At 71.8% G+C, this 12,804-nt stretch carries 11 protein-coding genes; 5 read left to right on the top strand and 6 right to left on the bottom strand.

What is annotated here, in order from left to right; translation table 11 throughout:
* Positions 1–3: 3 nt before the first annotated feature.
* The 3 genes from ABIA35_RS26155 to ABIA35_RS26145 form a co-directional block, all read right to left on the bottom strand.
* Complete coding sequence (locus ABIA35_RS26155) at positions 4–2,931, bottom strand: protein kinase (RefSeq protein ID WP_370343631.1); 2,928 nt, start codon at positions 2,929–2,931, stop codon at positions 4–6.
* A gap of 53 nt (positions 2,932–2,984) precedes the next feature.
* Positions 2,985–3,377: a DUF302 domain-containing protein gene (locus tag ABIA35_RS26150; RefSeq protein ID WP_370343629.1), complete on the bottom strand. Its 393-nt coding sequence runs from the start codon at positions 3,375–3,377 to the stop codon at positions 2,985–2,987.
* 98 nt (positions 3,378–3,475) lie between these two features.
* Entirely contained in the window at positions 3,476–3,742 is a 267-nt protein-coding gene (locus ABIA35_RS26145; protein WP_370343628.1) for a metal-sensitive transcriptional regulator, read from the bottom strand.
* Positions 3,743–4,110: 368 nt separating this feature from the next.
* On the opposite strand from ABIA35_RS26145, the gene ABIA35_RS26140 reads away from it, so the two are divergent.
* Entirely contained in the window at positions 4,111–4,731 is a 621-nt protein-coding gene (locus tag ABIA35_RS26140; protein WP_370343626.1) for a TetR/AcrR family transcriptional regulator, read from the top strand.
* A 96-nt stretch (positions 4,732–4,827) separates the two neighbouring features.
* Here ABIA35_RS26140 and ABIA35_RS26135 read toward each other — a convergent pair whose 3' ends face one another.
* Positions 4,828–6,003 carry a PP2C family protein-serine/threonine phosphatase gene (locus ABIA35_RS26135; RefSeq protein ID WP_370359660.1) on the bottom strand — a complete coding sequence of 392 codons (1,176 nt, stop codon included), beginning with the start codon at positions 6,001–6,003 and terminating at the stop codon, positions 4,828–4,830.
* Positions 6,004–6,225: 222 nt separating this feature from the next.
* On the opposite strand from ABIA35_RS26135, the gene ABIA35_RS26130 reads away from it, so the two are divergent.
* From ABIA35_RS26130 to ABIA35_RS26115, 4 genes are all read left to right on the top strand, one after another.
* Positions 6,226–7,692, top strand: a complete 1,467-nt coding sequence (locus ABIA35_RS26130; protein WP_370359659.1) for an alkaline phosphatase family protein — start codon at positions 6,226–6,228, stop codon at positions 7,690–7,692.
* 8 nt (positions 7,693–7,700) lie between these two features.
* A complete protein-coding gene (locus tag ABIA35_RS26125) occupies positions 7,701–8,333 on the top strand; it encodes a hypothetical protein (protein WP_370359657.1) in 633 nt (210 codons plus the stop codon).
* A gap of 125 nt (positions 8,334–8,458) precedes the next feature.
* Entirely contained in the window at positions 8,459–9,799 is a 1,341-nt protein-coding gene (locus ABIA35_RS26120; protein ID WP_370359655.1) for an FAD-binding oxidoreductase, read from the top strand.
* Between the two features lie 82 nt (positions 9,800–9,881).
* Positions 9,882–10,208: a putative quinol monooxygenase gene (locus tag ABIA35_RS26115; protein ID WP_370359653.1), complete on the top strand. Its 327-nt coding sequence runs from the start codon at positions 9,882–9,884 to the stop codon at positions 10,206–10,208.
* A 10-nt stretch (positions 10,209–10,218) separates the two neighbouring features.
* Here ABIA35_RS26115 and ABIA35_RS26110 read toward each other — a convergent pair whose 3' ends face one another.
* Positions 10,219–11,277: a serine hydrolase domain-containing protein gene (locus ABIA35_RS26110; protein WP_370359652.1), complete on the bottom strand. Its 1,059-nt coding sequence runs from the start codon at positions 11,275–11,277 to the stop codon at positions 10,219–10,221.
* Between the two features lie 9 nt (positions 11,278–11,286).
* Positions 11,287–12,747: a serine hydrolase domain-containing protein gene (locus ABIA35_RS26105; protein ID WP_370359651.1), complete on the bottom strand. Its 1,461-nt coding sequence runs from the start codon at positions 12,745–12,747 to the stop codon at positions 11,287–11,289.
* Positions 12,748–12,804 lie beyond the last annotated feature (57 nt).

The raw sequence follows: 12,804 nt of genomic DNA, 5'->3' as shown, positions 1-12,804 counted from the left end.
CGCTCACCGCCTGCTCTCGTCCCCCACTCCGGCATCCGCGGCGGCGCTCGCGGCCGCCGCTTCAGCCGCGGCGTCCAGGAGCCCCTCCAGCATCCGCCGCCGCTCGTCGACCAGTGCCTTGAGCTTGTCCGCCATCGAGTCCAGCCGCCGCATCGCGGCCGGCATCCCGGCGTCCTGTCCCGGCGCGAACACGATCCGGCCGAGCTCCGACTCGCGGGCCGCCGACAGTTCCTCGCGGATGCGGTCCAGTCGGTTGTGGACCGAGGACAGTGCCTGCTGCAGGTGCTCCTTCAGCTTCCGGCGCTCGCCCGGGTCCTTCGGCGGCTTGGTGCCGGCGCTGTCCGGGCCCTCCGCGTCCCACTCGCGCGAGAGCTGGGCCAGCAGGCCGATGTCGCCGCGGGTGTAGGCGTCGTTCACGCGCGCCATGAACACCTCGCGGCGCTGGCGGTCGGACTCGTCGTCGGCCAGGTCGGGGTGGCAGCGGCGGGCCAGTTTGCGGTACATGCGCTTGGCCTCGCCGGTCGGGGCCGGGCGGGGCGGTTCGGCGCGGGTGGCGCGGACCTTCTCCTCGTCCGCCTGGCGTGCCGACTGCTGGGCGCGCTCGCGCGCGGTCTCGGCGTCGCGCTGGTCGTCCGCGCGGCCGCTGCGGGCCGCGTGGACCTCGGCGATGCGGGCCTCGATCTCGTCGAGTTCGGCCAGCAGCGGCGCGAACATGCGCGCGTGGGCCCGGCCGAAGACCGCGAGCAGGTTGCGGACCTCGGCGAGTTCGGCCTCGGCCTGCGACAGTTCGTCGGCCAGGCCGGCCAGTTCCCGTTCCAGGTCGCCGATCTCGGGGTCGACCCAGACCTCGGCCTCAGCCTGCCCGGCGTAGGGGCCGACCTTCGACACGACGCGCATCACCAGCGTCTCGTCGTCGACCCAGACCGCGCGGATCTTGCCCTCGCCGAGCACCTCCACGGCCTCCGGCCCGCGCGCCGTGAGCTGTACGCGCGCCGCCAGCTTCTCCTGGCCGAGTTCGCCCGGGGCCACCTCGACGCAGATGTGGAACGTCCGCGTCTCCGGGCCCCACGCGCCGGTCGGGAAGCCGACCGTGCGGACCGCGTCGCCGGCGATCCGGTTGTCCGTCAGGTCCCGCAGGACCGGATCGACCTGCTTCACGTACCGGATCACCGCGCCGCTCGGCGTCCACACGCTGAGTTCGACGTCCGCGACGCGCTTCGCCGCCGCGCCGACCGTCGCCTCGCGCACCGCCTGCGGCAGCGCCGCGGGCTCGGCGACCAGCGCGACCGTCCCGGACAGCTGCTCGGAGACCAGGCGCATCTCGTGCACGTCCCAGTCGTCGCCCAGGCCCAGACAGTCGGCTGTGAACAGCCCGGTGCAGGCGCGTGCGGTCATCGCCAGGCGCGAGGGGTGCAGGCCCTCGTCGCGGCCGTTGACGATGATGATCGCGTGCCGCACCGGCCCGGATCCGAGCGCGAACATCCGGGCCGCGCGGCTGAGCCACAGCCCGATCTCGCGCCCTCCGTAGGCCGTCAGCCGGTCCACCGCCGCCTTCGCCGCGGCGCGCGACGCCTTCGTCACCGGCTCGGTGCCGCCGTCCTCGGGATAGACGGCCTGGCTGTCCGCGCGGCCGGCGATCACCGCGAACCGCGCGCCCTCGGGCAGGCCGTCGATCCCGGCGTGCAGCGCGGCCTTGACGCCCTCCAGCCGTCCCGGCTCGGCCAGCGACCGCGAGCAGTCGGCGATGAAGACCACGGACGGCGGGCCGTCGGTGCTGGCCACCGGCGCGGGCTTGGCGCCGTAGCTGCGATCGGCACGCCGCGCCGAGGCGGCCGCGATGGCACGGGTGGGAGCCGCGCTCCCGGAGTCGGCGGTGCTGACCGACACGATCGCGTGCACCTCGCGACCGCCGGCCGCCAGGTACTCGTTCTGGTCGACGCCGATCTCGGTCCGGATGCTGCCGAGCGCCTCGGTCGCGTTGGACGTCCGGGCGCCGCGGCCGGCCGCGACGTCGTCGTTGCGCAGCCGCTCGTTGACGAACGCGAAGTGCTCGACCCACTCGACGCCGAGCTGGACGTCCTGCGCCGGCGGCCGCGCCGCCGACCCGGGCGCCTCGACGGTCGGCGGCGGCGTCCAGTCGCCGACCAGCGCGAACGCGGCGGCCACATCGGGCCGGGTCGCCGGATCCTTGTCCAGCAGCCGGGTGATCAGCGCGGTCAGCCGGCCGCCGCGGCGCATCGGCGCCGGCTGCCCGGCGACCACGGAGCCGATGATGTCGGCACGGAAGGCGGGAAGCCCTTCCACCGCCTCATAAAGCGTGGCCCCGAGGGAGAACAGGTCGCCGATGGCTCCGGCGTCCTGGGAGATCACGCGCTCGGGGGCGACGTACCCGGGCGAGCCGATGAAGGTCCCGGTGCGCGTGACCCGCGCGTCGTCGAAGCGGACGGCGATGCCGAAGTCCGCGAGCAGCGCGGTCCCGTCGCCGGCCAGCAGGACGTTGCCCGGCTTCACGTCCCGGTGCACGATCCCGGCCGCGTGCGCCGCGGCCAGCGCGCGCAACAGGTCGCGCGCGAGCGCGACGGCGTTGTTCTCGGTGAGCGGCCCGCGGTGCGCCAGCCGCTCGGCCAGGCTCTCGCCCTTGACCAGCTGCATGACGATCCACGGCGCGCCGTTCTCGATGTGCACGTCGTGCACCGTCACGATGTTGGGGCAGTCCCGCAGCCGCGCGGTGTTGCGCGCCTCCCGGGCCGCGCGCGCGACGCGCTCGGCGGCCTGGGGGCCCTTGCCCTCCATCGGCAGCAGGACCTGCTTGACGGCGACGTCCACCCCGAGGTGCATGTCGTAGGCCCGCCACACTTGTCCGAACGCTCCGGAACCCAACCGATCCACCAGTCGGTAGCGTCCCCCGATCACCCGTCCTGGCTCGGTCACGCACTGAGCCTACGGGGATCGGCGCCTCGGCGCGATGGTCGTTTCCCGGATTGTCAGGCTTCGGCAACGGCCGCCAACGCCGCGGCGAGCCGCGCTTTCGCCTCCGCGGCCACGTGTTCCAGCGCCGGATTCCCGGTGACCCGCACCATGATGTCCGGATCCAGCGCTTCGACGAGAGTCCGGTCGCCGTCCTCGCGGACCACGACGTTGCACGGCAGCAGCAGGCCGATCGACGGCTCCGCGGCCAGCGCGCGGTACGCCAGCGGCGGGTTGCACGCGCCGAGGATCAGATGGGGGCCGGTCTCCTCGTTGAGCTTCTCGCGCATCGTGGCCTGCACATCGATCTCGGTCAGGATGCCGAACCCCTGCTCGCGCAGGGCTTCGCGGACTTGCTCGACGACGTCGGCGTAGGGACGGTCGACGGTGACGGCTGTTCCGTAGCTCATGATGCTGCCTTCCTTGCTGTGGTGCTGTGGTGCTGTGGTGCTGCGGTGCTGCGGTGCTGCATTGCCGTAACGCTGTAGTGCTGGTGGCGCCGTGGCACTCAGGCCAGCGAGAGGAACAGCTTCTCCATCTGCGCCACGCTCGCTGCGCGTTCCTCGGCGTCGTCGGACTCCAGGCACTGCTGAAGCCCGCCGGCGATCACCTTGAACCCGGCGCGGTCCAGCGCCCGGGACACCGCGGCCAGCTGCGTCACGATCTCGGCGCAGTCCCGCCCCGACTCCAGCATGGCGATGACGCCGCGGATCTGCCCCTCGGCGCGGCGCAGCCGCTTGGTCACCTCGGTGACGGTCTCGGTCTCGACCTGCATCCCGGCACTCCTTCCCTGGGGATCCGTACACGTCACTATACCCCGCCGGGTATCTGCTATACCCCCGCCGGTATCCAACGGGGCCGGACGGCGCCATATAATAAGCAACGCTAAGTATCGTTATTTTCCGGGGAACATTTCCCCGGAAGATGCGTTACCCTGCACAGGGGACCTGGTCCCCCACGAGGATCCCTCCGCAGGTAGATCCTTGGAAAACGGCCGTCGCGCCCGAGTACGCACCCCCTCCGTGTCTCGTGCGCGGCGGCCTCCACCGTTCACCGGAAAGCCCGTCGAACGCCCGAAATCAGGGCATTTCTAAAGGTTAGGATGGTGCGGCCCGCATCCCGCCCGACCGCCCAGGAGGAACCGTGGACGTCGTGGCCACCGCGAACCGCCGCCCGCAGCGCACCCGAGCCCCCCGGGTCGACGCCCTGCGCAACCGCGAACGCATCGTCTCCGCGGCCCGTGACCTGTTCACCGAGATCGGCCGGCAGGCCCCGATCGACGAGGTGGCCCGCCGCGCCGGCATCGGCAACGCCACCGTCTACCGGCACTTCCCCGACCGCGACGCGCTGGTGCTGGCCGTGGTCCGCAGCGTGCTCAAGCGGACCGGCGACCGCGCCGAGTCCGCGCTGGCCCAGGGCGACGACCCGTTCGACGCGCTGACGCGCTTCGTCCTGGCCGCCGCCGACGAGCGCATAGGCGCGATGTGCGTGATGCTCGACGGCGCCTACGATCCCGGCGATCCGGAGGTCAAGGCGTTGGAGGGACGACTGAACGGCCTGGTCGAGACCATCCTGGCGCGGGCCCGGCGGGCCGGCGTGCTGCGCGCGGACGTGGATCTGGCCGACATCATCGTGGCCGTCGCCCAGCTCACCCGGCCGCTGCCGGACCTGGTCACGGTGCGGCGCAGTTCCCGGCGGTATCTCCAGTTGTTCCTCGACGGGCTGCGCGCCCCGGCGCACTCGACGCTGCCGGTCGAGGGCTGATCCTCAAGATCCTCAAGGGCTCTAAGAGTTCTAAGGGCTTAAGGGCTCTAAGGGCTTCAGGGCTTCAGGGCTTCAGGGCTTCAGGGCTTCAGGGCTTCAGGGCCGGTGCACCAACAGCATCGCCAGATCCCGGGCCCGCGCCCCGCGCGCCCGCACCGTCACCTCGGCCTCGATGGCCGACAACACATAGTCCGGCGCGGCGTCCGCCAGATCCTCCAGGAACGCCGCCAGCGGCAGCGGCTCCGCGTCCGGGCCGCCGGAGTCCGTCACGCCGTCGGTGTACAGCAGCAGCGAATCCCCGCTGTCGAACGGCGTCACCACCAACCGCGCCCGGCCGTCCAGCCCGGGCGCCAGGGTGCTCAGCCCCAGCGGCAGCCCGACCGACTGGCCCTGCACCGTCGACACCGCGCCGCAGCGCACCATCAGCGGCGGCGCGTGGCCGCAGGTGACGTGCTCCAGCCAGCCGTCCGGCCGGATCGACACGACCGCGACGCTGGCGAACTCCTCGCGCACGTCCACCGCGGTCCGGGGCGGCGCCACCGCGAGCGAGTTCGAGGTCTCCCACAGCCGCGCGCCGTCGGCGAGCGGCACGTGCGCCGCGGCGGCGTCCGCGTCCCCGAGGTAGCGGCGCAGGCTGATCTCCAGGCGCCGCACCAGATCCCGCAGGTCCGGTTCGTCGTAGGCGGCCTCGCGGAAGGAACCGAGCAGCACCGCCGCCACCTCGACCGCGCCGAGGCCGCTCCCGCGCACGTCCCCGATGATCGCGCGCACGCCGTAGGGCGTGTCCACGATGTCGTAGAAGTCGCCGCCGACCGAGGCACCCGCCGAGGCCGAGGCGCTGCGCGCGGCGACCAGCACGCCGCCGATCTCGGGCCGCGGCGGCCGCAGCAGCACCCGCTGCGCCACCTCGGCGACGGCCCGCACCTGGGTCAGCTCACCGAGCGTGCGCTGCCGGCGCACGGCGATCACATAGCTGGTGGCGACCACGGACAGGATCGCCGCGAACGTCCCGATCCGCTGTACCTCGCCGCCGGAGCCGTTGCCCGGAGCACCCGGCAACAACGCGACGAACGCGCACAGGCCCGCCATCCACACGCACTGCCGCCGTCCGGTGCCCGCGCAGGCGATCGCCGGGGCCGCGGCAAGAAGGGGCGCGAGCTGGATCCGGGCCGGGAGCAGGATCTGGAGCACGAGCACGACGGCGACCCAGATCCCGGGCAGCACGAACAGCAGAACCGCGCGCCCGGCATCGGCCGGACGGCGCGCGGCCACGCCGCCTGTCCGGACCCATCGTGTCAAAGGACTACCCAACGCGTGCCCACGCCTTTCAGCGTCCTTAATCCGACACGACGGAGCATAACGCGGCGAGCCTCGAAGATGTCGAGGAATCACCCGATTCGCACGTTTGGGCTACCGCCTTCGGCAGGGCTCGAATATCATCCGCTACGCGTTGTTCACCTTTTGGCAACCCTCCAGCCACTTCGAGGAGACCGCATGAGACTTCCCGGGCGAAGCCCGCGACCGCTGTTCCGCAGGAAGAAGCAGGTCGCGGCCGGGCTTCTGGCACTCGGCGCCACCGCGGCGATGGTCGTCACCGCCGGCGGCACCGCGCAGGCCGACTCCGAGCACGGCCGGACGCCGAGGATCGGCCACGTCTGGACGATCATCCTGGAGAACAAGTCCTACGAGGCGACCTTCTCCGGGCTCAACCAGAACAGCTACTTGTGGAAGACATTGCCCTCCTACGGCGAGTTGCTGACGCAGTACTACGGCACCGGGCACTACAGCCTGGACAACTACCTCAGCCTCATCGCCGGCCAGGCGCCGGCGCCGGACAACCAGAGCGACTGCCCGACCTACAAGAACGTCTCACCGGGCACCCCGGCCGCGGACGGTCAGGTCAACGCCAGTTCCGGTTGTGTGTACCCGTCCTCCGTCAAGACGCTGTTCAACCAGCTCGACGACAAGCACGTGCCGTGGAAGCTCTACGCGCAGGACATGGGCAACACGCCGAGCCGCGAGGACGCCTACGCCTGCGGCGTGCCGGGCGACCCGTCGGGCGCCGGCGTCCCGGATCCGGGCAGCGCGACCCCGGACGACCAGTACGTGCCGAAGCACAACCCGGCGGCGTTCTTCCACGCCGTGAGCGACAATCCGAACGACTGCAAGAACGTCGTGCCGCTGAACGGCCTGGCCGCGGCCCCCGGCCACCCGGCCGAGAACAGCCTGGCGCAGGACCTGAAGTCCATCAAGACGACCCCGGCCTTCAACTGGATCACCCCCGACAACTGCTCGGACGCGCACGACGCCACCTGCAAGGGCGACAACCTGTCCGGCGACCCGAACAACCACCAGGGCGGCCTGTACGCCTCGGATCTGTTCCTGGAGAAGGTCGTCCCGGAGATCATGGCCTCCCCCGCGTTCCAGAAGGACGGCCTGATCCAGATCGTCTTCGACGAGGCGTTCCCGCCCTACAAGATGTACGGGAACTCCATCGGCGACTACACCGGCAACCCGCCGGACTCGGGCCTGAACACCCCGACCGACACCGCGCAGTCGGTGGTGGCGTGCTGCAACGAGCTGCCCGGACCGAACACCGCGCAGCCCGGCGACCAAGCCTTCGGACAAGACACCACACCCGGCGGCGGGATCACCGGCGCGGTGATGATCTCGCGCTACATCAAGCCGGGGTCGGTGAGCGCGCAGCCGTACAACCACTACAGCTGGCTGCGCAGCATGGAGGACCTGTTCGGCGTCAAACACGGCGGGACCGACGGCAAGGGGCACCTCGGCTACGCGGCGGCCGACGGGCTGCGGCCCTTCGGCGGGGACGTGTACAACAACCCCTCCGGCCACGCGCTGCCCCCGGCCCCGTCGGGATCGATCACGTATCCGGCGGTCGCCGGCGTGACCGATGTCGGACGCCCGGAGATCCCCGCCGACAGCGTGTACGCCCACTGAGGAACCCTGTGAAGACACAGACACCGCACTCCGCGGCCTCGCGCCGGACCGGCCTCCCCGGCCGGTCCGGCGTCCGCCGCCTCGCCACCGTTTCGGCCATCGCTCTCGCCGCTGTCCCGCTCGCCGCGCTGGCGGCGGGCTGCGCGAGTTCCAAGAGCTCGTCCGACCAGTCGGCCGCGGACGTCGTCAACAAGCTCGGCGCCGTCCCGATCCCCAGCGCGCCGAAGACACAGCCGACGCCGTCCGCCGACGAGGCGCACCCGCAACTGGTCGCCGTCGGCTCACCGGTGGCGGTGACTCTGCCCTCCGGCACCGGCGTGATCACCGCGCTCGGCCCGACGGAGGACCTGCCGACACCGCTTCCGGCCACGATGCCGACCCAGGTGCCCGGCACCATCACTCTGCGAGTGGCGACGAAGACCGGCACGATGAAGGTCACTGCCGCCGACCTGTCCTCCCGCGACGACCACGGCACCGACATCGCCCTCACCCCGGTCGGCCCGGCGCAGGCCGCCGCGACCGCCGGCGGCACCGCGGACCTCGTCATGCGCGGCACGTTCTCGTCCGGCGCGGCGCAGATCACGCTGCGCGAGGACGGGCATGTGGTCGCGGTGTGGGACTTCAACATCGAGCTCGACTGACGGCTGCGCGATCGGCCACGGTTGCGTGACCCACGTCACACTCCCCTGCTGTCACAACCCGTCGACCTCCGGCATCTCCTGTTCGACCCCACAGAGACGAACAGCGAGACGCAGGAGGATCCGCCATGACCGCGACCCTGGAAACCCTCAGCCGTGACTTCAGCGGCGACATCATCGAGCCCGGACACCCCGAGTACGCCGCCCACTCCGGCGCGATCATGGCCGCCGGCGCGCCGGCCGTCATCCTCCGGCCGAGCAGCGTCGGTGGTGTGCAGGCGGCCGTCAAGTACGCCGCGGCGGCCGGGCTCCCGCTGGCCGTGCGCGGCGGCGGCCACTCGTTCTCGGGCTTCGGGACCAACGACGGCGGCGTCGTCATCGACCTGGGCATGCTCAGCGGCGTGGAGGTCGTCGACGGCGGCTGGCACGTGGTCCGCATCGGCGGCGGCGCGACGTGGGGGCAGGTGGCCGAGGCGCTGGCGCCGCACCGGCTGGCGATCTCCTCGGGCGACACCAAGGGCGTCGGGGTCGGCGGGCTGACGCTGGCCGGCGGGATCGGCTGGAAGGTGCGCAAGTACGGCCTGGCGTTGGACAGCCTGGTGCGGGCCGAGGTGGTGACGGCCGACGGGCAGGTGCTCACCGCCGACGAGGACGAGAACCCCGAGCTGTTCTGGGCCCTCCGGGGCGGCGGCGGGAACTTCGGGATCGTGACCGCCTTCGAGTTCGCCGCGCATCCGACGACCGACGTGTTCCACGGCCGCATCGCGTTCCCGGCCGCGCAGGCCCCACAGGTGCTCCACGGCTGGGCCGAGTACATGCGCGGCGCACCCGAGTCCCTGACCACCATCGCCGCCTTCGCCAACCCTTTCGCCGGCGGGCCCGAGGCGCCGGTCGAGATCTTCGTGGCCTTCGACGGGGACTCCGCCGAGGACGCCGACGCCGCGATCGACCCGATCCGGCGGCTGGGCACGGTGACCGGGGACAACGTCGTCCTCAAGCCCTATGCGGACACGCTGGAAAACGCCCAGACCCCGCCGCCGGGCATCACCTTCCACACCGCCAACGCCTTCGTCGAACGCGCCGGCGCCGACGCCGCGCTGCGGATCCTCACCGAGGTCGGGGCGGCCGAGGGCGCGCCGTTCATCACCGCGCGCAGCGTCGGCGGCGCACTCGCCCGAGTGGCCGAGGACGCGACGGCGTTCGCGCACCGGCGCGCGGAGCTGATGATCGGCACCGCCGTGATCGGCCCGGCCCCGGTGGTCCAGGCCGCCCTGCCGGCCCTGGACGCGGTCTGGGAACGGCTGGCCCCGCACGTCAGCGGCACGTACCCGAACTTCAACTCCGCAGCCGACGACACGGACGTGGCCGCCGCCTACCCGGCCGACACGTACAAGCGCCTCGCGGCCGTCAAGCGCCAGTACGACCCGGCGAACCTCTTCGCCGCGAACTACAACGTGCGTCCTCTGTAGGCTTGATCGAAGAGCCGTCGGCGGCCCCGCGCCCGGTCCGGAGCGCGAGGGCCGCCACCGCACTCGGGCAGGGAATCAGTACATGTACATAGAGACCGTCCGCATCCACATCCCACCGAACGACGCGCAGGTCTTCGAAGGCGCCTTCGCAGGCCTCACCGACCGGCTGCGCCACAACCAGCAGTGCCTCACCTACGAGCTGTCGCGCTCGATCTCCACTCCCGACACCTACGTCCTGCGCATCGAGTGGGCGCCCGACTCCGACCAGATCGGCGGCGTACGCGACGGGGAACACCTCGCGCCGCTGCTCGCCGAACTGATGCCGTACATCCTCGGGGTCGAGGAGACGTTCGTGACGGAGACGACGGAGGTCGGCGGGCAGGGCGGGGCGCTGCTCGGGCTCGCGTGATGCCCGCTGATCAGCCCTCTGCGAACACGATCCGCCGGAACGCGTTGCGTACCTCGGCCATCGGGCCGCGGTCCCGGCTGTAGTAGAGCTTGTTCGTGAGCAGCAGGGCCCACCGATCGCGCGTCGGCGACACCCACATTCCGGTGCCGGTGAAGCCGTAGTGGTACCAGATGTCCTGGTCGGCGGCGACCCAGAACAGTCCGCGTGCGGGATGCAGGTCGCCGGTGTGCAGGCGGAGGGATTCGCCGATCCAGCGCCGGCCGAAGCCCACAGGCGCCGATGGTGTCGCCGATGCCGCCGAGTCCGCCGGTGCCGTCGGATTCAGCACGTATCGCAGGAAGCGACTCAGATCCGGCGCGTTCGAGAACGTCCCGGAGATCCCGCAGACACCCAGCAGCCGCCCCGAGTAGTCGTGCACGAACCCGCGCACGTGCGCGCCGGCCTCCTCGTCGAACTCGGTCGGCGCGCACTGTCCGGCGAGGTCTGCCGGGAGCGGGCCGTAGCGCGTCGCCGACATCGCCAGCGGCGTCCAGATCTCGTCGCGTGCGACGTCGTCCAGGCGCCGGTCCGTCAGCTGCTCGGCGAGGAAGCCCAGGATCAGCGCCGACCGGTCGGTGTACTCGACGGCCTCGCCGGCCGGCCGGCGCATCGCCTCGCGCAGTACGCCGAGCCGCACCGCCTCGGAGTCGGTCCCGTATGAGGCGCGCAGATTCGCCCGCAGCGGGACCCCGGACGTGTGCGTCAGGAACTGACGGATCGTGACGGCTCCCAAAGGGAAGCCGACCGAGTCCGGGAGGTGCTTGGCCAGCGGGTCGTCGAGGTCGAGTCGCGCCTGCTCCCAGAGCATGCCGACGGTCGACCACACCGCGATGATCTTCGTGAGGCTGGCGAGGTCGAACAGCGTGTCCGCCCGCATCGGCAGGCTCGGATCATCCGGATCCAACAGCCCTGCCGCGCCCTGCTCAAGCACCCCGTCCGGGCCGCCGACGGCCCACACCGCGCCGGGGAAGACCCGCTGCTCGATACCCGCGGCGAGGAGATCGTCGACCTTCGTGGCAAGACTGTCCATCGGGCCAGGCTAGTCACTGCCCAGCATCGCACCGAGGAACGGAACACCGAGTTGGCGCCGCACCAGTGCCAGATGATGCTTGGGCATCTGCTGCCGGGTGAGTGCCAGCAGGGACGGCAGCGTGCCGTCGGTCGCGGCCACGTCCCGCACCGCCGCGCCGAACGCGTCCGGATCCCACGGCGTGCCCTCGGCCACCACGCTGTCGGCGACGACGGCGTCCACGTCGCGATCCGTCAGCGCGGTGCTGATACCGAGCCGGGACGTGAGGCGATCGCCGACGATCAGCCCGGCCACGTAGCTCCGCGCGGCGGCCGGACCGCGCAGGGGCCGCGGGTCCTTCCCCTCGACCCACGCGCTGACGACGTCCAACACCAGCCGCCCCGCGAGGTGGCTGGGACGTTCGGACGAGCCCTGGTCGCCGAGGTCCCACTGGTTGACCGACGCGGTCACCGCGATCCGCCGGTCGGGCCAGATGCGGGAGACCTGGTTCCAGCCCCACATGTACTCGCCGCCGTGGCCGACGTGGTAGCCGGGACTGCCGTACTGGAAGACGTTCCAGACCAGCCCGACCGCGCTGTCCGGGTCGGGGCCGCGGCCGGCCTGGGGCGTCACCATCGCCGCCGCCGTCTCGGGTCGCAGAATCCTGACGTCGCCGAGCCGGCCGCCGCCGGCCGTCGCCAGCAGGAAGCGCGCGTGGTCGGACGGCGTGGTCAGCGCGGTCCCGGCCGGGTAGAGGCCGGCGTGGATCTGCGGCAGCCGGAACTGGAAGCCGTCGAGCGTGGCGTAGCCGGTCGAGCGGCGCGCGAGCAGGTCGGCCGGGACGTGGTCGGGGTGCTGGGCCGGCGGGAAGCAGGTCGACGTCATGTCCAGCGGCGCGAACAGATTCCGGCGCAGCCACTCGGGAAAGGGGACGCCGTCCGGGTTGAGCCGCTCGACGAGGTACCCGACCAGGGCGATGCCCACGTTGCTGTACTGGTAGTGCGCTCCGACCGGTGTGGCCCACAGCGGCAGGAATCCGCCGTGGTAGGCATCGGTCCGCCCTTCTTCGAAGACCTTCTTCAGCAGGTCCCCCAACGGCAACGGCAACGCGCGGTCGCAGAAGCCGAGATCCGTGCCCAGGCCGCTGCGATGGGTCAGCAGGTCCCGCAGCGCTATCTCGCGCCGCCCATGGGGGTTGGCCACACGCAGGCCGCCGAGGTGGTCCGCGATCGGCTCGTCGAGGCCGATCAGGCCTCGGTCGACCAGCTGAAGCACCGCAGTGGCGGTGTAGGGCTTCGCGTCGGAGCCGGTGGGCCCGACGGTCGCGGTCGTCATCGGACGGCCGGCGGCCAGGTCGGCGTACCCGTAGCCCTTCGCGAAGACGACCTGGTCGTCCACGCCGATGGCCAGGGACATGCCCGGGGCTTTGCACAGGGTGAGGATCTGCGGGACGAGGGTGTCGAGGGCTTGGGCCACGTGCGTCACGGTCATGCGTCAAGGATTGATTGACACTTATCGTAATGTCAAGGCTATGGTTGACGCCAACGT

It is taken from the genome of Catenulispora sp. MAP12-49 (assembly GCF_041262705.1).
Classification (GTDB): Bacteria; Actinomycetota; Actinomycetes; order Streptomycetales; family Catenulisporaceae; genus Catenulispora.
The sequence above is the reverse complement of the archived record's forward strand: the minus strand, read 5'-3'. Positions and strand labels throughout refer to the sequence as shown.

What these genes read in the sequence shown, in the direction of transcription:
- ABIA35_RS26150 (WP_370343629.1), bottom strand. Translation starts at nt 3,377, where the DNA reads ATGAGCTACGGAACAGCCGTCACCGTCGACCGTCCCTACGCCGACGTC.
- ABIA35_RS26145 (WP_370343628.1), bottom strand. Translation starts at nt 3,742, where the DNA reads ATGCAGGTCGAGACCGAGACCGTCACCGAGGTGACCAAGCGGCTGCGC.
- ABIA35_RS26130 (WP_370359659.1), top strand. Translation starts at nt 6,226, where the DNA reads ATGAGACTTCCCGGGCGAAGCCCGCGACCGCTGTTCCGCAGGAAGAAG.
- ABIA35_RS26120 (WP_370359655.1), top strand. Translation starts at nt 8,459, where the DNA reads ATGACCGCGACCCTGGAAACCCTCAGCCGTGACTTCAGCGGCGACATC.
- ABIA35_RS26115 (WP_370359653.1), top strand. Translation starts at nt 9,882, where the DNA reads ATGTACATAGAGACCGTCCGCATCCACATCCCACCGAACGACGCGCAG.
- ABIA35_RS26110 (WP_370359652.1), bottom strand. Translation starts at nt 11,277, where the DNA reads ATGGACAGTCTTGCCACGAAGGTCGACGATCTCCTCGCCGCGGGTATC.
- ABIA35_RS26105 (WP_370359651.1), bottom strand. Translation starts at nt 12,747, where the DNA reads ATGACCGTGACGCACGTGGCCCAAGCCCTCGACACCCTCGTCCCGCAG.